Source organism: Flavobacterium keumense (assembly GCF_029866485.1).
GTDB lineage: Bacteria > Bacteroidota > Bacteroidia > Flavobacteriales > Flavobacteriaceae > Flavobacterium > Flavobacterium keumense.
This window is the reverse complement of the sequence record NZ_CP092332.1, coordinates 69,511-95,864: the sequence shown is the minus strand read 5'-3', so window position 1 is coordinate 95,864 and position 26,354 is coordinate 69,511. Positions and strand designations below refer to the sequence as shown.

General features: G+C 34.0%; 26 protein-coding genes and 1 tRNA gene. 7 read left to right on the top strand and 20 right to left on the bottom strand.

Annotated features, from left to right (window positions below; translation table 11 throughout):
* Nucleotides 1–64: 64 nt before the first annotated feature.
* From MG292_RS00450 to MG292_RS00405, 10 genes are all read right to left on the bottom strand, one after another.
* On the bottom strand, nt 65–871 hold the full coding sequence (locus tag MG292_RS00450; RefSeq protein WP_280158325.1) for a TonB-dependent receptor domain-containing protein: 807 nt from the start codon (nt 869–871) through the stop codon (nt 65–67).
* Nucleotides 829–1,119, bottom strand: a complete 291-nt coding sequence (locus MG292_RS00445) for a hypothetical protein (RefSeq protein WP_280157926.1) — start codon at nt 1,117–1,119, stop codon at nt 829–831. The genes MG292_RS00450 and MG292_RS00445 overlap by 43 nt, the downstream gene beginning before the upstream one ends.
* A 27-nt stretch (nt 1,120–1,146) precedes the next feature.
* Nucleotides 1,147–2,634: a TonB-dependent receptor gene (locus tag MG292_RS00440; RefSeq protein WP_280157924.1), complete on the bottom strand. Its 1,488-nt coding sequence runs from the start codon at nt 2,632–2,634 to the stop codon at nt 1,147–1,149.
* 691 nt (nt 2,635–3,325) lie between these two features.
* Nucleotides 3,326–3,478, bottom strand: a complete 153-nt coding sequence (locus tag MG292_RS00435; protein ID WP_280157922.1) for a Panacea domain-containing protein — start codon at nt 3,476–3,478, stop codon at nt 3,326–3,328.
* Between the two features lie 518 nt (nt 3,479–3,996).
* Nucleotides 3,997–4,626 carry a hypothetical protein gene (locus MG292_RS00430; protein WP_280157920.1) on the bottom strand — a complete coding sequence of 210 codons (630 nt, stop codon included), beginning with the start codon at nt 4,624–4,626 and terminating at the stop codon, nt 3,997–3,999.
* A 72-nt stretch (nt 4,627–4,698) separates the two neighbouring features.
* Complete coding sequence (locus MG292_RS00425; protein ID WP_264532544.1) at nt 4,699–5,124, bottom strand: hypothetical protein; 426 nt, start codon at nt 5,122–5,124, stop codon at nt 4,699–4,701.
* A 25-nt stretch (nt 5,125–5,149) separates the two neighbouring features.
* Nucleotides 5,150–5,656 carry a hypothetical protein gene (locus MG292_RS00420; protein ID WP_264532545.1) on the bottom strand — a complete coding sequence of 169 codons (507 nt, stop codon included), beginning with the start codon at nt 5,654–5,656 and terminating at the stop codon, nt 5,150–5,152.
* Nucleotides 5,657–5,692: 36 nt separating this feature from the next.
* Entirely contained in the window at nt 5,693–6,262 is a 570-nt protein-coding gene (locus MG292_RS00415; protein WP_264532546.1) for an RNA polymerase sigma factor, read from the bottom strand.
* Between the two features lie 208 nt (nt 6,263–6,470).
* Nucleotides 6,471–7,679: a PepSY-like domain-containing protein gene (locus MG292_RS00410; protein ID WP_264532547.1), complete on the bottom strand. Its 1,209-nt coding sequence runs from the start codon at nt 7,677–7,679 to the stop codon at nt 6,471–6,473.
* 247 nt (nt 7,680–7,926) lie between these two features.
* Complete coding sequence (locus MG292_RS00405; protein WP_264532548.1) at nt 7,927–8,427, bottom strand: hypothetical protein; 501 nt, start codon at nt 8,425–8,427, stop codon at nt 7,927–7,929.
* Between the two features lie 332 nt (nt 8,428–8,759).
* Between MG292_RS00405 and MG292_RS00400 the strand changes: the two genes are divergently transcribed.
* The 3 genes from MG292_RS00400 to MG292_RS00390 all read left to right on the top strand — a co-directional run bounded on the left by MG292_RS00400 (nt 8,760) and on the right by MG292_RS00390 (nt 11,425).
* Nucleotides 8,760–9,614 (top strand): hypothetical protein, encoded by an 855-nt coding sequence (locus MG292_RS00400; RefSeq protein ID WP_264532549.1) that lies wholly within the window; start codon nt 8,760–8,762, stop codon nt 9,612–9,614.
* Between the two features lie 64 nt (nt 9,615–9,678).
* Complete coding sequence (locus MG292_RS00395) at nt 9,679–9,870, top strand: hypothetical protein (RefSeq protein WP_264532550.1); 192 nt, start codon at nt 9,679–9,681, stop codon at nt 9,868–9,870.
* Nucleotides 9,845–11,425: a recombinase family protein gene (locus MG292_RS00390; RefSeq protein WP_280157918.1), complete on the top strand. Its 1,581-nt coding sequence runs from the start codon at nt 9,845–9,847 to the stop codon at nt 11,423–11,425. Before MG292_RS00395 ends, MG292_RS00390 begins: the two co-directional genes overlap by 26 nt.
* A 17-nt stretch (nt 11,426–11,442) precedes the next feature.
* Here MG292_RS00390 and MG292_RS00385 read toward each other — a convergent pair.
* Nucleotides 11,443–11,515 (bottom strand) — tRNA-Met (locus tag MG292_RS00385).
* 118 nt (nt 11,516–11,633) lie between these two features.
* Here MG292_RS00385 and era point away from each other — a divergent pair.
* Nucleotides 11,634–12,515: a GTPase Era gene (gene era, locus MG292_RS00380; protein ID WP_264532551.1), complete on the top strand. Its 882-nt coding sequence runs from the start codon at nt 11,634–11,636 to the stop codon at nt 12,513–12,515.
* A gap of 164 nt (nt 12,516–12,679) precedes the next feature.
* Nucleotides 12,680–13,990: a ribosome biogenesis GTPase Der gene (der, locus tag MG292_RS00375; RefSeq protein WP_264532552.1), complete on the top strand. Its 1,311-nt coding sequence runs from the start codon at nt 12,680–12,682 to the stop codon at nt 13,988–13,990.
* Between the two features lie 84 nt (nt 13,991–14,074).
* Here der and MG292_RS00370 read toward each other — a convergent pair whose 3' ends face one another.
* The 8 genes from MG292_RS00370 to MG292_RS00335 form a co-directional block, all read right to left on the bottom strand.
* Nucleotides 14,075–14,599 carry a hypothetical protein gene (locus MG292_RS00370; RefSeq protein WP_264532553.1) on the bottom strand — a complete coding sequence of 175 codons (525 nt, stop codon included), beginning with the start codon at nt 14,597–14,599 and terminating at the stop codon, nt 14,075–14,077.
* Between the two features lie 101 nt (nt 14,600–14,700).
* A complete protein-coding gene (locus MG292_RS00365) occupies nt 14,701–17,265 on the bottom strand; it encodes a TonB-dependent receptor (protein ID WP_264532554.1) in 2,565 nt (854 codons plus the stop codon).
* A 230-nt stretch (nt 17,266–17,495) separates the two neighbouring features.
* Complete coding sequence (locus MG292_RS00360) at nt 17,496–17,909, bottom strand: RrF2 family transcriptional regulator (protein WP_264532555.1); 414 nt, start codon at nt 17,907–17,909, stop codon at nt 17,496–17,498.
* A gap of 53 nt (nt 17,910–17,962) precedes the next feature.
* On the bottom strand, nt 17,963–18,763 hold the full coding sequence (locus tag MG292_RS00355) for a TPM domain-containing protein (RefSeq protein WP_264532556.1): 801 nt from the start codon (nt 18,761–18,763) through the stop codon (nt 17,963–17,965).
* On the bottom strand, nt 18,763–19,200 hold the full coding sequence (locus MG292_RS00350; RefSeq protein WP_264532557.1) for a TPM domain-containing protein: 438 nt from the start codon (nt 19,198–19,200) through the stop codon (nt 18,763–18,765). Before MG292_RS00350 ends, MG292_RS00355 begins: the two co-directional genes overlap by 1 nt.
* 18 nt (nt 19,201–19,218) lie before the next feature.
* Nucleotides 19,219–19,812 (bottom strand): LemA family protein, encoded by a 594-nt coding sequence (locus MG292_RS00345; RefSeq protein ID WP_264532558.1) that lies wholly within the window; start codon nt 19,810–19,812, stop codon nt 19,219–19,221.
* Between the two features lie 52 nt (nt 19,813–19,864).
* Nucleotides 19,865–20,197, bottom strand: coding sequence for a MerR family transcriptional regulator (locus MG292_RS00340; protein WP_264532559.1), 333 nt, complete (start codon nt 20,195–20,197; stop codon nt 19,865–19,867).
* Nucleotides 20,197–21,174, bottom strand: a complete 978-nt coding sequence (locus MG292_RS00335; protein WP_264532560.1) for a M23 family metallopeptidase — start codon at nt 21,172–21,174, stop codon at nt 20,197–20,199. Before MG292_RS00335 ends, MG292_RS00340 begins: the two co-directional genes overlap by 1 nt.
* Before the next feature lie 173 nt (nt 21,175–21,347).
* Between MG292_RS00335 and alaS the strand changes: the two genes are divergently transcribed.
* Together alaS and MG292_RS00325 are read left to right on the top strand one after the other, a co-directional pair.
* Entirely contained in the window at nt 21,348–23,984 is a 2,637-nt protein-coding gene (alaS, locus tag MG292_RS00330; protein ID WP_264532561.1) for an alanine--tRNA ligase, read from the top strand.
* Nucleotides 23,985–24,118: 134 nt separating this feature from the next.
* Entirely contained in the window at nt 24,119–25,072 is a 954-nt protein-coding gene (locus MG292_RS00325; RefSeq protein WP_264532562.1) for a GSCFA domain-containing protein, read from the top strand.
* Here MG292_RS00325 and ilvA read toward each other — a convergent pair whose 3' ends face one another.
* On the bottom strand, nt 25,073–26,317 hold the full coding sequence (gene ilvA / locus MG292_RS00320; RefSeq protein ID WP_264532563.1) for a threonine ammonia-lyase IlvA: 1,245 nt from the start codon (nt 26,315–26,317) through the stop codon (nt 25,073–25,075). It abuts the gene before it with no gap.
* Nucleotides 26,318–26,354: the final 37 nt, after the last annotated feature.

Sequence of the window (26,354 nt, the reverse complement as noted above, 5' to 3'; positions counted from 1 at the left end):
CCATAATGAAAAAAAACACCCCATTCAATGAGTTGGATGTGGTGTTTTTTTAAATAGGAGGATATTAAAGATTGTATCTCAAAGTAATTCCATAGGTCCTTTGATCTCCTAAAACTCCAGCATAGTGTCCTGCATTTCCAGAGGCTGGTAACAATTGCTCAAAGTAATTTTTGTCTAATAAGTTACGTCCCCAAAGATAGACCGATAAGCCTTCCGAAGCTCTAAATCCAACACGTCCATTAAAAATACTGTATCCTTGGATATTTAAGTATTTTGAAGGAGTTGCACTTGATGAAAAGCTTGATCTTGAATAGGAATCAATAGCAATAAAAAACCTTCCTTTGTTACCAAAAAACTGTCCTTCTTTAGATAGATCTCCTCCTAAAGTCCCTGCCCATTTTGAAATTCCAGGTAAGGTTCCGCCAGATACATCTTTAGAATAAATAGAGACACCATTTACTTTTAATCCGGTCTCTTCTAATGGTAGAGGAGCGTTTTTAAAGCTAATGTATTTACCCTCATTATACGTTATTGCTGCGTTAAAGGATAGATATTGGTTAATTGTTATTCTTGAATCGGCTTCAAAACCTCGTACTCTTACTTTTTCAGCATTGGCAAGATAGCCACGATTTAAAGTAGGATCTTCACTTTGAACTAAGGTTTGGTAGTTATCAATATCGGTATTAAAAATGGTTAGATTAATTGTAGTACTATTAAATGGGGTTGATTTGATACCGATTTCATAATGATTTACTTTTTCAGGTTTAATTTTAGCCAAAGCTATAATTGGACCATTGGCATCTGATGGAATGCCTCCAAGATTAATTCCTACTGGTTTATAACTATTAGCAAAAGTGGCAAAAGTGTTGATTTTTTCTGAAACTTTATAGCTAGAGTTACATTTCCGGAAAAGTTAGTGTCTTCTACATCCACTTTAAAGGCTTGATCAGAATATACTTTTTTCTTTAAGGCTAACAATGCAGTATTTGTTGTTTGAAGACCTCCGTAAGTGGTTCTATTATAATCTATTTTTTTCTTGTCATAGTTGTAACGTAAGCCAGTTAATACGTGTAATTTATCGGTAATTGCCCAGTCGGTTTTGTCCAAAAACTGCTCCACTAAACGTGTTTAAAGTAGATTTAGTTTTTATACCATAGCCGTCAAATAATCCGGAGTTTGCCATAGCGGATCAGTTGAGTCTTGTGAAAAACGCCATTGTGCGGAGCCTGACTCTTCAATATGATATGGATCGGTTTTTAAATCTTGTCCAATCCCAAATATCCCTACAACTCCTGTTACTTTTGGTAAAAATGTCCCAGCATAACGAATTTCTTGTGACCATTGTTGGTGTTTTGAAGTAGCTTGAGATAGTCGTAAAACAGATAGTCCAGTAAAATCCCTGTCATTAGATGGATCCCAATTCCAAAAACGCCAAGCTGAGGTGGCTGTAAGTTTTCCATTTCCAATTTTACTATTAATGTTCAATGAAGCGCCACCTAAATCTTGTCCTGAACGCCACGGAGTATCGTGATCAATTTTTCTATCAAATGGATTAGTGCTAGGCAAACTATATCCTAATGAATTGATGATGTTGTTGAATTGTCTGTAAGCTGCTCTATTAGTTTGAACCACACCCGCAATAACTTGAGCATAGCCATCAGGTCTTTGTTTAGAATAATCAACTGCTAAGGTAATATCCGTATTTTCGGTAGGTGTATACAACAACTGTCCACGCACTCCTTGGTTGTTTAAATCGTTAACTTTTTTGCCTGTAACTATATTCTCAATTAATCCGTCGCGTTGTGTTCCAGAAAACGATAATCTAGCTGCAATTTTTTTGCTTAAAGCTCCCGTAATGGAGGCTTTTGCTTGAATGAAACCGTAATTTCCATAACTTAATTCAAGATTAGCGCCCGATGTGAAGCTAGCTTTTCTACTCGTTACGTTAAAAGCTCCTGCAGTAGTGTTTTTGCCAAAAAGAGTTCCTTGAGGTCCGCGTAAAACTTCAATTTGATCCACATCTACAAAATCAAGAGTGGTTGCAGCAGGACGCGCATAATACACTCCGTCTACATAAAAGCCTACTCCAGGATCAATTCCATCATTGGTCAAACCAAAGGTAGAACCTAGTCCTCTAATGTTGATGGTCGTGTTTCTTGGATTAGATGAATACAATTGTACTGAAGGTACTAATTCTTTTAAACGGTTTACATTAAACGCACCCGCTTGTTCTGCTTGTCTTCCTCCGACAACTGAGATTGGAATAGGTACATTTTGTGCTTTTTCAATTCTACGTCTAGAGGTGATGACAACATCATTCAGTTGATTTTCGCTTTTTAAAACGATTTCAATGGGATTAGTAGGCAAGCTTGTAAATCGTAATTCTGCTGTTTGGTGACCTACAAATTGTACAATTAATGTGAAAGGTAATTTTTCTCGTGTATCAATTGTAAACTTTCCATTAGCATCCGTTAATGCATGGTATTTTGTGCCTTTAAGAAGTACATTCGCTAATTCTAAAGGCTGGTTGTTTTTATCCTTAACAACTCCTTCTACATTCCTGTTTGGGGCAAATAAAGTTGTAGTTGTGATTAGTAATAGTAAACTTGTAATTGTTTTGTGTAATAGAGTCATTTTTATTGTATTTTAATTATATGTAAATAGTCGAGTTTTAAATTTATATTTTTTTAACTAGCACATACGAAATAAGTCTTTAAGTAGGATATATACCAAACCTAAAACTTGTATTTTTGTGGTAGTTATTAGAGTTATTGACACCGTGTCACTTAAATTATTAATGTTACAATTATTACCGACTAGTATTAGAATAACTAATACTAACCAAAAATATCACAATAGTAAAAAACTTTGCTAAATTATCTCTCAGGATTGTATTTCCACGATACCTCTCTTCTTCGGGTGAAATATTTTTATTCTACGTTTTCACATCGGAAATAGCTCTAGCAATATCTGCATCTTTGAAATTGTCAGGAATGGTATTTGGTAATTTATTTAAATCATCACTTATGAATAAGATTTTAGTTTTTGAGATATAGTGATTAATTATTAAATCATCTGGAATTTCTGAATTACAATCTCTGCAATAAACTTGTCTCCAAGGTGTATTTTATGCATGTGTCATGCACTCACTCTACACCATTATATTTTCCGTATAAGTTTCAAATCTAGTCTAAAAATTCAGCATTATCACTCGAGATAATATCTTCTTTGTCGGTTGGTAAAGGTTTTTCAACTTCGATTGTCCTTTCACTCTTTATTACTTTATCTAATGAAGGAAAAATTGGTTCATATTCAAGCTTGGTATTTAAGTTTTTAATGGATTTTCTTTCACTTTTAATGTAATACACCAAGCGTGAGAAATATAAACCAGTTTGATTAACTTCATTGAAGTCAATTTGCCAATTTTGGCTTTTTCTTGTATGAAGTAGTTCGCTATTGTCATTGGTGAATAACCCATAAATATTGTAATTATATTTTATTGATATCTAAGCAACTTTTGTTTTAGTTGTTTTTCTTTTTGCAAAGTCAATAAAATTAAGATTAAAAACCATTTGGCTAAATTGTCGGATTGGAAAAAACAACTGTTTGGTTTGTACTTATTTTTTTACCAATGAACTTAATTTTTTATTTTTATCCACTTGATGTCCTTTAGAAAAACAATTATTTATACCCGTTTAATCAATATTACTCACTATTGAAACCACAATTTTCTTTTAATCTAGATAGTTATGGTTTTTTATTTCAAATCAAACAAATAAGCAGCCGAAAAATTAAAATAACACGTGTTTTTTAAATTGGTCTCACTACCAATGGCAGAAGGGAAATTGATGTTGTAACCCAACTCAAAATCAAAAGAATTTGTACTAAATTGAATTGGCAAATTAAGTTGTTTATTAATCAAATAGAATTGTTTATTTGTGGTATAATCTGTTACTATACGACCATTCTGAAAATACGTTCGTGACAACTCTACCGTTAGGTCTCCTGCAATAAGACTAAATTGTGTCTAAAATCCAATCTGTATTGTGGGGTTTTGACTAATTTAAATAATACATAGGTGGTTGAAGCAAGCTGTAAGGCATGGTCTTTACCGAACAAATAAGACCCTGATAGTAGCGTTCCTAACGTTTTTTTCTTGTTTTTAACCCCAAATCCAGCCGTAATATCGTTTTCAAATGAATTAGAAAGACAATTGTTATAAAAATACCTCATGTATGAAGTATAATATTTAAGGTTACTATTTTTCCCTAAACTCTTTCCATAACCAATATTTACAATGGTTAAGTCCCATTTTGGATCAAATTTATTATAATACGCTCCAGATACAGTGGCAGAAAAACCCGAATAATGTAAGTAACTTATTTTTGGCGTAAGACTAAATTGACTCACTCCTATATCTCTTCCTGAAAAGAAGGTTTTATCGTTATAATTTATAGAAAGATACAAAAACTGATACTTTGTAAAAGACGCTAAAACCTCATCCAAGGTTTTACTATTCTCAAATAAACCATCAATAACATCATCTGTTTCTTTATCGGATAATTCTTGAGAGGAAGCTATAAAAACTACTGATAAACAAAAAATTAGGGTCAGAAATTTTTCCACGTATTCATTAAATTAAAAAAGTAAGCAATTGAAATATCAACTACTTACTTAGGCACAAGGTAGTAAAAAAAATTAATTCCTTCTTATTCTTCTCTCTTTTATCTCATTTACTTTCTCTCTAATTTTTCCTTCATTCTGAGAATGTAACTGTTGCCGTTGTTCTTTAGTAAGCGAGGTTTTGAACTCTTCTCTGAATACTTTGGCTTTTTCTCTGTTCTCATTTAACAAAGTTCTTTGCGTTTCAGTTAAAGTAGCTATAAGAGCAGCTTGTTGTTGCTCTTTATTCAATGATTTATCTTTCAGTATTGCTAATTGTTCCGCTGTGAGGGATGCCTTAAACGCTTCTCTATTGGCTTTTACCACATCTCGTTGCTCTTGTAATAGTCTTTGCTGTTCAATAGTGAGTGTTGTAGCACGATCTTTTTCTTGCGCCTGGACAGTTGATACTCCAATGAAAAAGGTGAAAACAAGTAGTATCTTTGTAGTTGTTGGTTTCATCTGATTTTCTTTTAATGCCTATCTTTTATATATCTTCTAATATAGAATTTTCAATGTATTGATTTACTTCTGATTCTTCAACAAATAATGATTTCACTAAGATATCATTTTCATTTTGAACTACATCTTCTTCATTCTTTTTTTTCTTTTTAATTGACTTGTTTTTATTTGATATTTCTACTGCCCTAACAACATTTGTTTGATTTGAATCTAAGGCGCCTAAAGATGTTGTTTTATCTACCTTATATAATTGCGCTACCGCATTCTCTTTAGTTATTACTTGCGGTTTAACGAATTGTATATAAATAAATGCCCCTAAGAGCAAGACTACACTTGCTGCAATTTTTAAAAACGGATTATTTTCAGAAAACAATCTGAAAATTCCTTTTTCTCTCTTAATAGTAATTTCTAAAATTTCATTTTTAGATAACTCGAAATAATTTTTTGGTATATCAAATCCCAAATCTTCCAAATGAATCTTATTCATTTGTTCATCAGTTAATTGACGTTTAACTTTTCTATCTAATTCCATTTCAAGTGTAATTTAAAATTTTACTAATAAATATCTTTAATCTGCCTTTTGTAAAGGTGTTGTTTCTATATTTTGAATTGTACTTTGAATCAAACTTACTGTATTATAATAGGACGTTTTGAGTGTTCCTTCCTTAATTCCTGTAAGGGCTGCAATCTCTCTAAATTTCATATCATCATAATACTTCATATTGAATATTTCTCTTTGTTTGTTTGACAAGCCTGCCAATATTCGTTGTAGTTTTGTCTGAATTTCATTACCCTCAAAAAAAGAATCCTCCATTAAGGTGTCTAAATAACTACTATTTACATCATCTATCGAAACATGGTGCTTTTTTTTATTTTGTTCTATAAACCGAAGTGCTTCATTATAGGCTATTCTATGCATCCATGTGTACAGAGAACTATTCTGTGTGAACTTAGGCAACCCTTTATACACTCTTATAAATGTGTTTTGCAAAACATCATTTGCGTCATCATGCGTAATTACCAATTTTCGAATTAGCCAATACAACTTAACCTGATACATGTCCAGTAACTTCTTGAAAGCAGCATCTTTCTGACTATTACTAATCAGCTTTTTGATAAAATCTTCTTCGCTATTCAATTTTAGCCGTTTTAAAATACTAAAAAAATAATTTCATTTAACTATTAGACCTTCTATATGCAATTTAGTTTAACATATTTTTTTATGATTATAAAAATATGCTTTATATTATCAAACTACAAATAATGACATAATCGTTATTTATAAACAAAAAGGTTACCCAATTGGAGGCAACCTTTTTGCATTTTGAAAAGGGATACTTTCTTTATTAATTTTTGATTCTCAAGAACGCTCCTGTAGCACTAAATTTTAACTTGATTTGAACTCCTGAAGAGGTAACAATAACCACATCAAACGTTCCATCGGATTCTATATGGGCCTCTTTAATTGTTGCGCCGATATAATTTGTTGTAATATAAGTTTTAATAGTTGCTAATAAATTAGCCAAAGCTACTGGTGCCTCATTTGATGGGAAATGATTATTACTATTAGAACTTAAAGAAACAAAATTGCCCGAAGCATCAAATTTTAATTCTAATTTAATTCCTGTTGCAGTCAAGATATAAACTTCAACATTTCCATCTGTTTCTTGTTTTGCATTTACAATAGTAGCTCCTGCATAATTTGTGTTAATATAAGCAGTAATTGCAGAGGACAAAGTACTGATTGCAATTACAGTCCCATTATCTGAATGATGAATATCGTCCGAACTTACTGAAACAAAATCTCCTGAAGCAGAGAAATTAATATTTAATTTAGCTCCAGAAGCGGTTGTAATAAATACATCAAAAGTACCATCCGACTCTTTATGGGCAGATGTTATTGTAGCCCCACTATAATTAGTAGTAATATAGGTTTTAATAGCATCAGCCAAATCTGCTATAGCTATAGGAGTATGCCCATTACTATGGTTGTGTTTATGGTTTCCGTTGGCTTTTAAAGCTTTTGCCGATACAAAAGCCCCGTCTGATTTAAAATTTAATTTTACCTTACTCCCATCTGCAGCAGTCAATAATACATCAAAGCTTCCATCAGATTCAACATGTGCGGCATTAATCACTGCTCCTGCATAATTCGTAGAAATATAAGTAGTTATAGCAGGTAATAAGTCTACAATAGCTACTAAAGTCTGTGTTTTAGCAGATACAAACGCTCCTTTAACTGTAAAATTTAGTTGAATTAAACTTTTCGTATTTGCTGTTGCAACGGTTGATTTTGCAGTTGTGCCAGAGGTATTTGTAATATATACAGCATAAGTCCCGTTCGAATTCAAATTTACTTCGGTAGTAGTGGCGCCAGCATAATTAGAAGAAATATAAGCTGAGGCTGCTGTTGGTAGTGCTGCCGCTGCCACTACTTCATAAGTTGAGTTCGTAGCACTTACTTGAGTCCCAGTTCCAATAGGCTCATCATTAGAACAACTAAAAAGCATTACAGATAATGCAAAAGCTAAAATTGATTTTTGTTGATTTTTCATGTTTTTAAAATTTAAGATTTAAGATTGTTTTTAATTATACTTTTTTGTAACTGATGTCTTTTTTTTAGACCTAAGAAGTCTAATAAAGTTTGAATAATCATGAAAAATAATTTTAAATTTCTCTAATTAGTTACTAAAAACAGCCTTCTTTTGTTTTATATCGAAATTATAACATTCACAAAATCAGTTATTTTATTTTAGCAATATTGGGAAGAATTCATTTAATTTAGAGTTTGTTAAATATACATTATCTTTTTGCTAGAAATATTCCTCCTATTATTGTTGCTAGTGATAATGGAAGTAGAGCGGATTGAATTTTATTGGAACTAGAATCTTTTAAATTAGTTGTATTTACTTGAGCAAGGAGTAAGTTCATTTTTTCAATCTCATTCTCTATTTTTTCTTTTTCTAGTTTTGTTTCTTTATGTTTTAATATTTCAACGTCTCTCCTTCTAATAGCATTGTCAGCTCTTTTCATTTCAACTTGTGCTTTATAGTCTGCACTTTCTAAATTAGCAGTTAGTCGTTTAATTTCGCGTTCTTTTTTTTGCAGTTCATCTTCAAGTTTTATTTCTCTCAAGGTTGGGTCTCCAATTTTGTCATATGAATCCTTGTGTATTTCTAATAGACTAGCGCTCCACTCTGATAAGGAGATATTATGTTTTGCTGCAATTTTAGTAAATTCTGCTTTTTGCTCTGCTGTTACTTTAGTACTTAAAGTAATATTTCTGTTATTTGAATTTTCCATTTTTTTCTTTTTTTATTAGTAGTATTAATTTATTTTGAGGTATACCTAAGAAATACCTAAGGTATACTTAAGGTTTACGTCAGGTAGATTTAATGTTTACCTCTCTTCTGCTTATAATCTGCATGAATTTTGAACCTATTTTTAGGTTGAATTTTGTTCTTCGTATATTTTTGAATTACCGATTAAATGATTTAGGTTTTCTGATTTCATTGTATTGCCCTCCATTGATATCTTAATTTTATTTTTAAAATTTAATTGCAAAGTTAAAATTTATTTCTAACTTCGCACTTGTTGGAACAAAAAATTTTTTTTTAACAAAAATTTTTAAAAGTATGAAAAGAAACGATTATATTCGATTAGGAGAAATTTTGAGTGACAAATTCATTCTTGCTCCTAATATCGGATTGACCTCAAAACAGGTCAGTTTTTGGAAGTCAAAGCAAATTATTCCTTTTTTAGAAAAAGACCAAAAGGGATTCTTGAATATTCCAGAAGCATTATGGATATTAATTGTAAATGAATTAGCGGAAATAGGTTTAGATACAAAACGTATAGCGACACTTGCATCTGATATTTGGAAAAAACCAATGGAAGAAAAGTATGCAGATAAGGTGCTTAAAAGAGAATTAGATAATAATAAACAATTACACGAATTAGATAAGAATTGGATAAAACACTTCTTGGGATTTGAACCTATTATGGATACTGTCTTTAGAAAAGAAATCAACCCCTTTACTAATGCAATTAAAACTTGTCTTTTTGAAAAAAGCAATATTATTTCTTTGATTTATTGCCCTAGAACAGGAGAGCATTTTTTTAATCTAAATTCAGTTAGTCTTACATCGGATTTGAATAATTTGTGTTTTAGAAAAACGCTGATTTCAATCCCTTTGGTTCCACTTTTAGAAAAAATTGTTGGATTTCAAATTCAGAAAAGAGAAGCTGATTTAGATTATTTATCATCATTAGAAAATCAATTAAGAAGGGTTTTGTTTTTCGACCGTCCTAAATTACTAGAGATAGAGTTAGAAAAAGAAGGAGATGTTAAAGTATTTACGATAACCGAACAGCATAAAAAAGCGGAAGAGCTTGCTAAATTCTTCTTGAATAATAAATTGCCTTTAGGGGCCAAAATTTTAATTGAGACTAGAGCTCAAGGTAATTTTAAAGTAACTATTAAAGCATAGAATATGTATATTGTAGCACTCAATCGGTCCCTGAGAATTCAGCCCGTGTTTATCTCGACACGGTATGGACCAACAAAATTTCCAATCTAGTGAATTAGAGTTTCTATTGGATTATGACGCGATTATTGCAATCGCACCAAATTTACAAACAGTGCTTTCAAAAGAAACTGCTTTTGAGTTTTCAAAGCAGTTATATCAATTGACAAAATTAGTTTACGAAAAATACAAAGATGAAAAAGAAGAATTTAATACTTAGTGATTTTAACAACGCTATAGTTTGGTCTTACACTAGAGTATCTACAAAAGACCAGTTTGTTAATAATGGAAGTATAGAAACTCAAGTAAATAAAATTAAATCTTTTGCTAAAGAGAATAACCTGATTATTACTGAAGAGTTTGATGCTGAATATGAAAGTTCAAAACGGATCAATACTCAGAGTACACTCCGTGAGTTGATGGAGAAAATTAAAAAGACTCCAGCCTCAAAAAGACCTAAGATTATTTTAATTTGGTCTCCCAGTCGGTTTGGTAGGGCAGGGGCAGAACATATACAATTATTTGTAAGTTTAAGAAAAGATTACAACGTATATCTGTATTCTGTAAGTACAAATAACCATACATTTAATGAGAGGGCAGAGAATGAGTTTTCTACCCAATTGTTATATGCACAGAAAGAAAACTTTAGCAGACAAGATACTATTATTCCTGGATTGATTAATGCTTTAGAGAATGGAAAAGTATATGGGAGAACTCCAAGAGGTTATGACCATTTCGGGCCTAGGGTAACTGATCCAACCAAAGTACAGGCCTTTCAAGAAATAAAGATTAATGAAGAAGGGAGATATTTAAAGGAAGCCTTTAAGAAGAAAATTTATGAAGGTTATCCTGACTCGGAAATTATAAAATGGTTGGACTCTAAAGGAGTAAAAATTTCAAAGCAACGAATTTCTGAAATGTGGAGAAACCAATTTTATACTGGAAGAATATCCAATTCGCTATTGGAAGGAAAATTAGTAAAAGGTAATTGGGAACCTTTGATAACTTTAAGAGAATTTAATCAATTGCAACGACTCTTAACTCAGTCAAAACAATTAGGTGTTGCTAAACTCTCAGGAAAGGAAGCTACTCCATTAGCACCTAAATTTCTATTGTGTGCAGATTGCGATAATACAATGACATCGTACCTAAATAAGTCAAAACAAATTTATTATTATAAGTGCAATTGTTGCAATAAGACTTTAAATGCTGAAACATCTAATCGCTCTTTGAACAAAGGGGTGCATGAACAGTTTTATGATGTTTTAAATCAGTTGGCCTTTTCAAAAGAATTACACGATTTGTTCTCTGTCCAATTGAAGAAAATAATGGAAGATGATATGGCGAATCTTTCGGAGCGAAAAAGAGTATTGTCAAGAGATATAAATGACTTGAAAGAAGCGTATGATAAAATGGAATTTCGTTATGCTATGAATGAAATCTCAAAAGATATTTTTGATAGACAAGGCAAAAAACTAAAAGAAGAGATAGACCAAAAAGTAAAAGATTTAGAATTTATGCCTTCAAAAAAATCGAACCTTGAAAAAGGGATGAAATATTTTTTGAAAATCGCTGAGAACCCCAGTAAATTCTATACTTCTTTAGATTACAATAAAAAAAGAAGGTTCCAATCTTTACTGTTTCCAACAGGTTTACTTTATTCAATCAAAAATCGAAATTATCGAACCTCAAAAACAAGTAAATTATTCGAGTTAACTGCCAGTTTTTCAAGCACATACGGAGGTAAAAAAGAAAAAAAACCATCCTCAAAATGAAGATGGTTCCTGTTTAGTAGCGGGAACAGGACTCGAACCTGTGACCTTCGGGTTATGAGCCCGACGAGCTGCCTACTGCTCTATCCCGCGATGTTTCGGGTGCAAATATACAACGAAATTCGACTATTGCAACAAAAAAATTAAAAAATCTTTTATTTCTTCTATTGGCTTGATATAACTACCTTTGCCAAAAATTAAAACGCAGTAAATGGCACACAAAGCAGGTTTTGTAAACATCATTGGAAATCCAAACGTAGGAAAATCAACTTTAATGAATGCTTTCGTTGGCGAAAGGTTGTCTATCATTACGTCTAAAGCGCAAACCACGCGTCATAGAATTTTGGGTATTGTAAACGGAGAAGATTTTCAATTGGTTTTGTCAGACACACCTGGAATCATCAAACCCGCATATGAAATGCAGGAATCGATGATGAACTTTGTGAAGTCAGCCTTCGAAGACGCTGATGTTTTGATTTATATGGTCGAAATAGGTGAACAAGAGTTAAAAGACGATGCCTTTTTTAATAAAATCATCCACGCCAAAATTCCGGTCTTGTTATTGTTGAACAAAATCGATAATTCGAATCAAGAACAATTGGAAGAACAAGTGGCTTTCTGGACAGCTAAAGTACCTAATGCAGAAATTTTCCCAATCTCAGCATTGCAAAATTTTAATGTGCCTGAAGTTTTTGGACGCATCATCGAATTGCTTCCAGAATCGCCAGCCTATTACCCAAAAGACCAATTGACGGATAAACCAGAACGTTTTTTTGTGAACGAAACCATTCGCGAAAAAATCTTGTTGAATTACAGCAAAGAAATTCCGTATGCAGTAGAAGTCATTACCGAAGAATTTCTAGAAGACGACAATATCATCCGTATTCGTTCATTGATTATGGTGGAACGCGATACGCAAAAAGGAATTATCATTGGTCACAAAGGTGCTGCTTTGAAAAAAGTAGGAATGGATTCTCGCGCCGATTTAGAGCAGTTTTTTGGCAAACAAATTCATATTGAATTGTACGTAAAAGTCAATAAAAATTGGCGAAGCAATGCCAATATGTTAAAACGTTTTGGGTACAATCAATAATTTTCTTGGCGTGACCACAAGGGTCAGGCTATCCGTTTCAATCTTTTTAAGTTGACTGAGGTTCTCGAAGGCAACTTAAAAAGGATTTCTACTACTATCCTTCACGCACACGCGAGTAGCTTAAAAATAATAGTGTACCTTTGCAAAATATTTCAAATTAGATTATGAACAACATAGTAGCCATAGTAGGAAGACCTAATGTAGGAAAATCAACTCTTTTTAATCGTTTAATTCAACGAAGAGAAGCTATTGTAGATTCAGTTTCAGGGGTAACCCGAGATAGAAACTACGGAAAAAGTGAGTGGAACGGAAAAGAGTTTTCTGTTATCGATACAGGAGGATATGTGCGTGGATCGGATGATGTATTCGAGGGTGAGATTCGTAAACAAGTAGAATTAGCAATCGATGAGGCTGATGTAATCATCTTTGTGGTTGATGTGGAAGAAGGGATTACGCCTATGGACGAAACGGTAGCCAAGTTATTACGCAAAGTTACTAAACCGGTTTTGTTAGCTGTAAATAAGGTGGACAATGCCATGCGTGAGAAGGATGCAGTAGAGTTTTATAATCTTGGTTTAGGCGATTATTTCACTTTTGCGAGTATTTCAGGAAGTGGAACGGGAGATTTGTTAGATGCTTTAATTGATGCTTTTCCTGAAAAACCAGAACCAAAAGAAGAAGATAAAGAATTGCCTCGTTTTGCTGTGGTAGGAAGACCCAATGCAGGTAAATCGAGTTTTATTAATGCTCTAATTGGGCAAGATCGCTTCATGGTGACTGATATTGCTGGAACTACACGAGATGCGATTGATACTAAATTTGACCGTTTTGGTTTTGAATTCAACTTGGTAGATACAGCAGGGATTCGTCGTAAAGCAAAAGTAAAAGAAGATTTAGAATTTTATTCGGTAATGCGTTCTGTACGAGCGATTGAACATGCCGATGTTTGTATATTAGTTATTGATGCTACCCGTGGATTTGAAGGGCAAGACCAAAGTATTTTTTGGTTGGCTGAGAAAAACCGTAAAGGACTGGTGATTTTGGTAAACAAATGGGATTTGGTCGAAAAAGATACCATGTCCACCCGCGATTACGAAGAAAAAATTAAAAAAGAGTTAATGCCATTTACGGATGTGCCAATTTTATTTGTATCGGCTTTAACTAAACAGCGATTATTGAAGGCATTGGAAGCAACGGTTAGAGTGTTTGATAATAGACAACAACGTATTCCAACATCTAAATTCAATGAATTCATGTTGAAAGTAATTGAAGCGTATCCGCCACCAGCTACTAAAGGGAAGTATGTAAAAATTAAATATTGTATGCAATTGCCAACACAAACGCCACAGTTTGTATTCTTTGCTAACTTGCCGCAATATGTAAAAGAACCTTATAAAAGGTATTTGGAAAACAAAATAAGAGAAAAATGGGACTTCTCTGGAGTGCCAATCGATATTTATATTAGAGAGAAATAATAAAAAAGTCCCGAGAAATCGGGACTTTTTGTTGTTGTAATGGAGTTAGTATTTTAAATCAAAATAGTAAAGTTTTTGGAAATTTTAAAATGCAATTCCAAATTGTATTCCAACACTAATAGAGGCATCATGATTGTTGCCAAATCGAACAGGAAAAGGCATGGAAACATAATAATTGTGGTCGGTATGTTTTTTTATTACTTTAGCTATTACGGGAGTAAACCCATAGCGTCCTGATGTTTCAAAAGCCAATCTACCAGCAAAAGTATATCCTTTTTTCAATCGAACTAATAAACCTGGATGGATTAGAATGTTACTAACTTTACTTATTTGGTTATCACTTTTTATTGTAGGTACAATTTCAAATGAGAAGCCTATTTTTTCATTTTTCCAAAGATTTAAACCTATTGGCATTCCAACAGCATAATAATCGTTAAAATTTGTGGTTGTTTCGTTAGCTGAAAAAGTCACCAAAGGGTGAAGAATAGCAATAAACCCCGTAATTTTAGGAAAAGTTTCTTTTTCATTTTGGGCTGTTGCATTCAATGAAAATAGTATTGTAAATAGTATTGTAAATAGTAATAAAATTAATAATGGTGATTTTTTCATTGCAGTAAATTTGAATATGATAGTTTACAAATATAGTCCATAATGAAAAAAAACACCCCATTCAATGAGTTGGATGTGGTGTTTTTTTAAATAGGAGGATATTAAAGATTGTATCTCAAAGTAATTCCATAGGTCCTTTGATCTCCTAAAACTCCAGCATAGTGTCCTGCATTTCCAGAGGCTGGTAACAATTGCTCAAAGTAATTTTTGTCTAATAAGTTACGTCCCCAAAGATAGACCGATAAGCCTTCCGAAGCTCTAAATCCAACACGTCCATTAAAAATACTGTATCCTTGGATATTTAAGTATTTTGAAGGAGTTGCACTTGATGAAAAGCTTGATCTTGAATAGGAATCAATAGCAATAAAAAACCTTCCTTTGTTACCAAAAAACTGTCCTTCTTTAGATAGATCTCCTCCTAAAGTCCCTGCCCATTTTGAAATTCCAGGTAAGGTTCCGCCAGATACATCTTTAGAATAAATAGAGACACCATTTACTTTTAATCCGGTCTCTTCTAATGGTAGAGGAGCGTTTTTAAAGCTAATGTATTTACCCTCATTATACGTTATTGCTGCGTTAAAGGATAGATATTGGTTAATTGTTATTCTTGAATCGGCTTCAAAACCTCGTACTCTTACTTTTTCAGCATTGGCAAGATAGCCACGATTTAAAGTAGGATCTTCACTTTGAACTAAGGTTTGGTAGTTATCAATATCGGTATTAAAAATGGTTAGATTAATTGTAGTACTATTAAATGGGGTTGATTTGATACCGATTTCATAATGATTTACTTTTTCAGGTTTAATTTTAGCCAAAGCTATAATTGGACCATTGGCATCTGATGGAATGCCTCCAAGATTAATTCCTACTGGTTTATAACTATTAGCAAAAGTGGCAAAAGTGTTGATTTTTTCTGAAACTTTATAGGCTAGAGTTACATTTCCGGAAAAGTTAGTGTCTTCTACATCCACTTTAAAGGCTTGATCAGAATATACTTTTTTCTTTAAGGCTAACAATGCAGTATTTGTTGTTTGAAGACCTCCGTAAGTGGTTCTATTATAATCTATTTTTTTCTTGTCATAGTTGTAACGTAAGCCAGTTAATACGTGTAATTTATCGGTAATTGCCCAGTCGGTTTGTCCAAAAACTGCTCCACTAAACGTGTTTAAAGTAGATTTAGTTTTTATACCATAGCCGTCAAATAATCCGGGAGTTTGCCATAGCGGATCAGTTGAGTCTTGTGAAAAACGCCATTGTGCGGAGCCTGACTCTTCAATATGATATGGATCGGTTTTTAAATCTTGTCCAATCCCAAATATCCCTACAACTCCTGTTACTTTTGGTAAAAATGTCCCAGCATAACGAATTTCTTGTGACCATTGTTGGTGTTTTGAAGTAGCTTGAGATAGTCGTAAAACAGATAGTCCAGTAAAATCCCTGTCATTAGATGGATCCCAATTCCAAAAACGCCAAGCTGAGGTGGCTGTAAGTTTTCCATTTCCAATTTTACTATTAATGTTCAATGAAGCGCCACCTAAATCTTGTCCTGAACGCCACGGAGTATCGTGATCAATTTTTCTATCAAATGGATTAGTGCTAGGCAAACTATATCCTAATGAATTGATGATGTTGTTGAATTGTCTGTAAGCTGCTCTATTAGTTTGAACCACACCCGCAATAACTTGAGCATAGCCATCAGGTCTTTGTTTAGAATAATCAACTGCTAAGGTAATATCCGTATTTTCGGTAGGTGTATACAACAACTGTCCACGCACTCCTTGGTTGTTTAAATCGTTAACTTTTTTGCCTGTAACTATATTCTCAATTAATCCGTCGCGTTGTGTTCCAGAAAACGATAATCTAGCTGCAATTTTTTTGCTTAAAGCTCCCGTAATGGAGGCTTTTGCTTGAATGAAACCGTAATTTCCATAACTTAATTCAAGATTAGCGCCCGATGTGAAGCTAGCTTTTCTACTCGTTACGTTAAAAGCTCCTGCAGTAGTGTTTTTGCCAAAAAGAGTTCCTTGAGGTCCGCGTAAAACTTCAATTTGATCCACATCTACAAAATCAAGAGTGGTTGCAGCAGGACGCGCATAATACACTCCGTCTACATAAAAGCCTACTCCAGGATCAATTCCATCATTGGTCAAACCAAAGGTAGAACCTAGTCCTCTAATGTTGATGGTCGTGTTTCTTGGATTAGATGAATACAATTGTACTGAAGGTACTAATTCTTTTAAACGGTTTACATTAAACGCACCCGCTTGTTCTGCTTGTCTTCCTCCGACAACTGAGATTGGAATAGGTACATTTTGTGCTTTTTCAATTCTACGTCTAGAGGTGATGACAACATCATTCAGTTGATTTTCGCTTTTTAAAACGATTTCAATGGGATTAGTAGGCAAGCTTGTAAATCGTAATTCTGCTGTTTGGTGACCTACAAATTGTACAATTAATGTGAAAGGTAATTTTTCTCGTGTATCAATTGTAAACTTTCCATTAGCATCCGTTAATGCATGGTATTTTGTGCCTTTAAGAAGTACATTCGCTAATTCTAAAGGCTGGTTGTTTTTATCCTTAACAACTCCTTCTACATCTGTTTGGGCAAATAAAGTAGTTGTGATTAGTAATAGTAAACTTGTAATTGTTTTGTGTAATAGAGTCATTTTTATTGTATTTTAATTATATGTAAATAGTCGAGTTTTAAATTTATTTTTTTTAACTAGCACATACGCATGTACGTATAATGAAAAGAGTTTTTTACTTGACTAAATTGTTGTAGAGGTTTGGCTGTACTAAACTGAATTGAATTCGTTTTCATGATTTACATTTTTTATTTACGAGTGCAAATATATAATTAATTCTATAAAAATAGTAGAGTTTAAAAAATATTTTTTTATTTTTTTACTAAAGAGGCGATAGTAATGCCTTGCATGGCTTTTAAAGTTTCTTCGCGAATAGCAATTAAACCGTGTCGTAAGGCGCATTCTGACTCACTTTTGCAATCAGAACAAGGTTCGTAAAAATTCAAAGAAGCACACGGAAGTAGTGCAATGGCTCCATCAAATAAGCGATGAATATCAGCTAATGTGATTTCATCAGATGATTTAATGAGGTAATAGCCGCCAAATTTTCCTTGCTTGCTACCTACAAAATGACCTCTTTTTAAATCTAATAAAATTTGCTCTAGAAACTTTTTGGGTATTGCAGCTGTATCTGCAATTTCTATAGTACGCGCAATGTAACCTGGTTCTTGTTGGGCAAGAAACAATAAGGCTTTAAGTGCGTATTTAGTTTTATGTGAAAGCATCTGCTACAGTTATTGATACAAATATAATTCAATTGATTAGAAATCAAAATAAATTACCAACTTCCGCTGGAACCTCCTCCAGAGAATCCGCCTCCGCCAAAACCTCCTCCGAAGCCTCCGCCACCAAATCCACCATCTGACGAACTTCCAAAACTACCACCACCACTTCTGCCAAGGCTGCTTAAAACAAGAATGTCTAATAGGCTTGGGCCTCCGCCAAAACCACCAGAACCTCCTGAATTACTGCCTCCTCTTTTATTTCTTGAGAATAAAATCAAGACAATAACTATGATGACTATAAAAGGGAGTAGCGGAAAATTTTCTCCTTTATTATGCTTTCGGGTTCCTTTGTATTTTCCTTTGAAAACATCAATGATTGCAGTTGTTCCTTTATCTAATCCGTTATAATAACTTCCTGCTTTGAATTCGGGAATGATTATATTTCTAATGATTTCTCCACCAGTTCCTGCGGTTAATCGATCTTCCAAGCCATAACCCGGATTGATAGCTATTTTCTTTTCGGCTTTGGCCAATAAAATAATCACCCCATTGTCTTCTTTGGCTTGACCAATTCCCCAAGTTTGTGCCCAGTTGGTTGCTAATTGGCTCACGTCTTCGCCTTTTAGGCTTTCAATGGTAATGACAACAATTTGAGTTGAGGTAGAATCCGAATAGCGAACTAATTTTTCTTCTAACTGCGCTTTTTCATTGGCGTTAAGTACTTGGGCATAATCATACACCGAAGTTTGAAACTCAGGTTTTTCTGGAATGATAAACTGGGCAAAACCAATTTGTGTGATAAAAAAACAAACGAGCAATTTCAAGAAAGTAGGAGTAGGTTGTGTCGCTTTCATTATCCTTTTGAGATTTCGTTTGATAATTCGTTAGTATCGTCAATTTGCCAAGGGAAATAGGTTTTTAGCTGTTCGCCGGCTTTGGTAATCCCATCAATTAATCCTTGTTTGAAGTTACCTTGTTTGAATTGAGCCGCCATAATTTCTTTGGTACTCTCCCAAAAATCAGGAGCTACCACCTCATTGATTCCTTTGTCTCCGCAGATGACAAACTGTTTGTCGGCAACAGCCAAATAAATCAAAACGCCGTTTTGCAATTGCGTTTCATTCATTTTTAATTCATAAAAAACTTCCAAAGCCCTATCAAAAGGGACTTTGGAAGTCGTTTGTTCTATATGTACTCGTATTTCGCCAGAAGTGTTTTTTTCGGCCAAGCGGATGGCTTCCACAATTTCGTTTTCGTCTTCCTGGGTTAAAAAAATAGTATCTGGTTGCATAAGAGGAACAGGATTGAATTAGAATTTTACTTCTACAGGTTTATCAGCTCCAGTAGAGGCCTCAAAATACGGTTTTTCTTTAAAACCAAACATTCCTGCAAAGATTGAATTTGGAAACGTTTTGATATGGGTATTGTATGGTTTTACCGCCTCATTAAAACGCGTTCTAGCCGTTAAGATTTGGTTTTCAGTGCTTGCTAATTCGTCTTGTAGTTTCAAGAAGTTTTCATTGGCTTTCAAGTCAGGGTATTTTTCCACTGAAACTAATAATCGAGATAAAGAGCTGCTTACGCCACTTTGTGCTGAGTTGAAAGCGGCTAATTGTTCTGGGCTAATGTTCGTTGGGTCAACAGTTACAGAAGTAGCTTTGGCTCTTGCCGAAATGACAGCAGTCAACGTGCTTTTTTCAAAATCAGCAGCGCCTTTTACGGTATTCACTAAGTTGCCAATCAAATCATTTCTTCTTTGATATGAAGTTTGAACATTACCCCAAGCCTCGTGGATATCTTGCTCGTAAGTTACTGCGGTGTTGTTGATTCCTTTTACCCAACCGTAGATTCCAAATACTACTACAGCTGCTATAATCCAAGGTAAGAATTTTTTAAAGTCCATTTTTAATTTAGTTTAAGGTTGATTGTTTATTTGTTGTTTTTAAAATTGATTTTTACAGTTCGTTTTTGATACTCAATAATTGTGCCTTAATGGTTTCTAGTTTATTGATGATGTCAAATTTGTCTAAAGTTTTCTTTTGGCCTTCTTTCAAATGGGTTTTAGCACCTTCTAAAGTAAAGCCTCTTTCTTTGACCAAATGAAAAATTAGTTGGAGGTTTTTGACATCTTCTGGGGTAAACATTCGATTGCCTTTGGCATTTTTCTTGGGTTTTAAAATGTCAAATTCACTATCCCAAAAACGAATAAGTGATGCATTTACTCCAAAAGCTTTGGCTACTTCGCCAATGCTGTAATACCTTTTGTCTGCTGATAAATTGATGTGCATTAGTCTAATGATTGATTTTCTTGATTAGCCACTTTTGAAATGGCAACATATTCCACTGCCGAGATATTTCCATAATAAAAATTGAGCGGATTCACAGCTTTATTATTTTTATGAACTTCATAATGTAGGTGAGGCGCTTCCGATCGTCCAGTGCTACCCACATACCCGATGATGTCTCCTCTTTTCACTCTTTGTCCCGCACGCGCTTTGTATTTGCTTAAATGCGCATACAAGGTTTCATAACCATAACCGTGCCGAATCACAATATGATTCCCAAAACCAGAGGCCGTGTTGTCAGCTTTAGCCACGACACCATCACCGGTGGCATAAATTGGGGTGCCTGTTTTGGCAGTAAAGTCCATTCCTTCGTGCATTTTTCGCACTTTCGTAAACGGATCAGAACGGTAGCCAAAACCTGACGCCATTCGTTTTAAATTTTCATTTTTGACAGGCTGAATGGCAGGAATGGCACTCAATAAATGGTCTTTTGCTTTAGCTAACTGTAATATTTCATCTAAAGATTTTGATTGAATAGCCAATGCTTTTGACAAAATATCTACGCGTTCTGTTGTGTTTTTTACCAATGCTGAATTGTCAAAACCTTCCAATTCGGCATACTTGTTTTTGCTTTTAAAACCCGCTTTTCTTTCTTCATCAGAAATAGGTGCGGTGTTGAAATACGTACGGTATAAATTGTTGTCGCGATCTTCAATAGCTGCTGTGACAGCATTTAATTCGTCTATTTTTTTATTTAAAATGGCATAATGCAATTTCAAATTGTCAATTTCACGAGCCTGTAAACGGTCTTTTGGAGTTTCAAAATAAGGAGTGTTCAATAAAATCACAAACATCAAAAATCCAAACAAGGCCGAAGCAACTAAAAACAATAAAACAACGCCAATTTTCTTCGCTTTTTTTGTTTTTATTTTTCGATACGCCAGATTTTCAGAATCGTAATAATATTTTACTTTCGACATATTTTAAAATACCCTATTTTTGCACTTCGTAAAAAAGTTAGACGAACAAATTTAATAAATGTTTCATTGGTTCGCTTCTTTTTTGATAATAAAAAAGTTGATGTGTCGATTTGGTTATTCGTTTATACGAAAACCAATTAAACATTAACCTAATAAACGAATAAACAATACAAATGAAATCACACGACGTACGTAAACAATTTTTGGACTTTTTTCAAAGCAAAGGACACTTAATAGTTCCTTCAGCACCTATCGTTCTAAAGGACGATCCTACCCTGATGTTTAATAATTCAGGAATGGCGCAGTTCAAAGAATACTTTTTAGGTAATGGAACCCCAAAAAGTCAACGTATAGCCGATACGCAAAAATGTCTTCGTGTTTCTGGAAAACATAACGATTTAGAGGATGTAGGTTTTGATACCTACCACCACACTATGTTTGAAATGTTAGGGAACTGGTCTTTTGGTGATTATTTCAAGAAAGAAGCCATCAACTGGGCTTGGGAATTATTGACTGAAGTGTATAAAATTCCAAAAGAAAATTTGTACGTTTCTGTTTTTGAAGGAAATCCAGACGAAAATGTACCTTTTGATCAAGAGGCTTGGGATTTATGGAAGGAATTGATTGATGAAGACCGCATTATTTTAGGAAATAAAAAAGACAATTTCTGGGAAATGGGTGACCAAGGGCCTTGTGGACCTTGTTCTGAAATTCACGTGGATTTGCGTTCAGCAGAGGAGAAAGCGTTAGTTTCTGGTAAAAGTTTGGTGAATAACGATCATCCACAAGTGGTTGAAATTTGGAACAACGTATTTATGGAATTCAACCGTAAAGCTGATGGTTCTCTAGAAAAATTACCAGCGCAACACGTCGATACCGGAATGGGATTTGAGCGTTTGTGTATGGCATTACAAGGAAAAACTTCGAATTACGATACGGATGTTTTTTCACCGCTAATTGAAAAAGTTGAACAAATTACAGGTTTACAATACACTTCAAACGAAATTCAAAACATTTCGGAAGAACAAAATAAAATCAATATTGCTATTCGTGTGGTGGCAGATCACGTTCGTGCGGTAGCTTTTGCTATTGCGGATGGTCAATTGCCATCGAATACTGGTGCGGGTTATGTTATTCGTCGTATTTTGCGTCGTGCCATCCGTTACGGATTTACATTTTTGAATACGAAAGAACCATTTATTTATCAATTGGTTGCGGTATTGTCGAATCAATTAAGTGAGTTTTTTCCAGAAATCAAATCGCAACAAACCTTGGTTACCAATGTGATTCGCGAAGAGGAAGCATCATTTTTAAGAACCTTGGATCAAGGATTACAGTTATTAGAAAATGTAATGAATCAAACTACTGGGACTGAAATTTCAGGAGAAAAAGCATTTGAATTATACGATACTTTCGGATTTCCAATTGACTTAACTGCTTTGATTCTAAGAGAAAGAGGCTACCAATTAGACGAAGTTGGTTTTGAAAAAGCCATGCAAGAACAAAAATCCCGTTCGCGTGCTGCTTCAGAAGTTTCAACCGAAGATTGGTCGGTTCTGATCCCTGGAAATGTAGAAACTTTTGTGGGTTACGACCAAACAGAAAATGAAGTTAAAATTTCGAGAATCAGAAAAATTGACAGTAAAAAAGATGGGGTTTTGTACCAAATCGTTTTAGATAGTACACCATTTTATCCAGAAGGTGGAGGGCAAGTAGGAGACAAAGGAACTTTGGTTTCGGCGAATGAGACTATAGAAATCATCGATACTAAAAAAGAAAACAATTTGATTTTGCATTTAGCGAAGCAATTGCCCGAAAATGTAACGGCTAGTTTTGTGGCAAAAGTAAATACCGATTTAAGAACCTTATCGTCTCGCAATCACTCGGCTACACACTTGATGCATCAAGCCTTGAGAAGTATTTTAGGAACTCATGTGGAGCAAAAAGGATCTTTGGTTAACCCGAATTATTTGCGTTTTGACTTTTCTCATTTTTCTAAAATGACAGAAGAAGAATTACAAGCAGTTGAAGATTTTGTAAATGCACGAATTCAAGAGCAATTGCCTTTGATAGAAAGAAGAAGTATTCCAATTCAACAAGCTTTAGACGAAGGGGCTATGGCCTTGTTTGGTGAGAAATATGGAGATAACGTTCGTGCGATTAAATTTGGTGAAAGCATGGAATTGTGTGGTGGAATTCACGTGAAAAATACGGCTGAAATCTGGCATTTCAAAATTGTATCCGAAGGCGCGGTGGCGGCTGGAATTCGTCGTATCGAGGCCATTACAAGTGATGCTGTAAAAGCGCATTTTGCTTCATATGAAACTACTTTGAATGAGATTAAAGGTGCTTTGAAAAATCCACAAGATATTTTGAAAGCCGTTCATAATTTACAAGAAGAAAACGCTAAGTTGGCAAAACAAATTGAGGCTTTGATGAAAGACAAAGTGAAAAATTTGAAAGCAAGTTTAGCTGTACAAATACAAGAGGTGAATGGTATTCAATTCTTGGCTACACAAGTCGATTTGAATCCAGAAGGAGCTAAAGATTTGGCTTATGAATTAGGGAATTTAGGAACTAATTTATTTTTAGTTTTGGCTACAGCCGAGGAAGATAAACCGATGTTAACCTGCTTTATCTCTAAAGAATTAGTAGCTACTAAAGGCCTAAATGCAGGACAAGTAGTTCGTGAATTAGGGAAGTATATTCAAGGAGGAGGAGGAGGACAGCCGTTCTTTGCTACCGCTGGCGGAAAGAATGTTGCTGGAATTGCTGAAGCCTTAACCAAAGCCGTCGATTTTATAAAATAATACACTATAATAGTTTATTGAAGCCCTTTTAAAGTAATGCTTTTTAAGGGCTTTGTTATGAAGTAAAAAATTAACTTTATGAATGACCATTTATTTTTAAAATAATCGTAATTTGTAGTAGCAAAATAAAGAAAATGAAGTTTACCACTCTCGTACCTATTCCAAATTCAAATCATCCTATAGACTACAGTGCTAAAATAGTCTCTTTAGGATCGTGTTTTGCCTTGAATATGGGAGATAAGTTCGATTATTTTAAATTCCAAAATACAACCAATCCGTTTGGGATTATTTTTAATCCGGTGTCTATTGAAAAGTTAGTAGTGCGCGCGGTAAATTTAAAAAAGTTTACAGAGGAGGACATCTTTTTTCACAATGAACGCTTTCATTGTTACGAAGTACATTCTGATTTGAGTTGGGGCAATAAGCAAGAATTTCTAGATAGCCTCAATGCATTGGTTGAATCGACTCATCAAAAAATAAAAGAGGCGACTCATTTTTTGATTACTTATGGAACCTCTTGGGTATATCGAGAAAAAAATAATGGTGCTGTTGTGGCTAATTGTCATAAAATGTCTCAATCGCATTTTGATAAACATATTCTGCCTGTAGCAATTATTGAAGCTTCCATTCAAAATACGGTAGATGCGATTCGGCAATTGAATTCCAATTGTGCTTTTGTATTTACAATTTCCCCTGTGCGCCATATCAAAGACGGTTTTGTAGAAAATCAGCAAAGTAAAGCTCATTTAATAACGGCTTTGCAAAATTTACTGTCTGGTCATTTGTTGGACAAAGCCAATTACTTTCCAGCCTATGAAATCATGATGGACGAATTACGGGACTACCGTTTTTATGGAGATGATTTATTGCATCCAAGTACTATGGCGATTGATTATATCTGGCAACGTTTTAGAGAGACTACGATTTCACAAACTATAGCTTCTACCTTAGATGAAGTAGATGCAATTCAGAAAAGCTTGTTGCATAAGCCCTTCAATTCAAATTCTGAAAGTCACCAAAAGTTCCAATTTAAATTGCAGGAAAAAATCAAGAAATTACACGAAGACTATCCTTTTATTCGGTTTTAATTATCCAATTAATTGATTGAATAAATCTTGCTTTTCGTTGATGTAATTGTACTGAAAACCTCTTTCAGTCATCTTTGTTTTAATAGGATTGATGTCGTTTTTGTTTTTCAATTCTAGACCCACCACAACAGGAGCTGATTCGCGATTGTTCTTTTTGGTAAATTGAAAATAGGTAATATCATCATCAGGTCCTAGAATTTCGTTCACAAATTCTTTTAGTGAACCGGGTCTTTGAGGAAATTGGATGATAAAGTAATGCATTAATCCTTCGTACAAAAGGGAACGTTCTTTAATCTCGGCGGTACGTTCAATGTCGTTATTACTTCCGCTGACGATACAAACCACATTTTTACCTTTGATTTTATCTTTATAAAAATCCAAAGCAGCAATAGTTAAAGCTCCTGCTGGTTCTACCACCATGGCCTCTTCATTGTACAAACGTAAAATAGTAGTACACACTTTACCTTCTGGCACTAGAATGATATCGTCTAAAAGATGTCGGCAAATTTCAAAAGTAAGATTTCCTACTTGTTTCACAGCAGCTCCATCCACAAACTTGTCAATACTTTCAAGAGGTGCATTATTTCCAACAGCTATAGCTGTTTTCATGGTAGGTGCGCCTTCTGGTTCAACTCCGATGATTTTAGTATTTGGACTTAATTCTTTGAAAACAGTTGCCAATCCAGCGGCTAAACCACCACCACCAATAGGAACAAAAACATAGTCAATAGGTGGGTGATACGATTCTAAAATTTCTAAACCTACGGTAGCTTGACCAGCAATTACTTTTAGATCGTCAAAGGGGTGAATGAATATTTTGTTATTTTCTTTTGCATCGGCAACAGCTTGAGCGTACGCATCGTCAAAAGTATCTCCAATTAGTTCAATTGCTACAAATGATTTTCCAAATAATTGAACTTGTTTAATTTTTTGTTTTGGAGTGGTTTTAGGCATGTAGATTTTGCCTTTTATTTGCAGTAAATTACAAGAAAAAGCAACTCCTTGTGCATGATTTCCTGCACTTGCACAAACAATTCCTTGTTGCTTTTCTGCATCGGTTAGAGAGCTTATTTTGTTGTAGGCACCTCTAATTTTATACGAACGAACAATATGTAAATCTTCTCTTTTTAATAAAATAGTGGCGTTAAATTCGTTAGAAAGATTCGTGTTTTCGGTTAATGGAGTTGGAGAAACAACTCCTTGTAACTGATTTTTAGCGATTATGGCATCCTTAAAAAGATTCATATTTTATTATTTTTTATTCAAAAATACGATTTGTTTC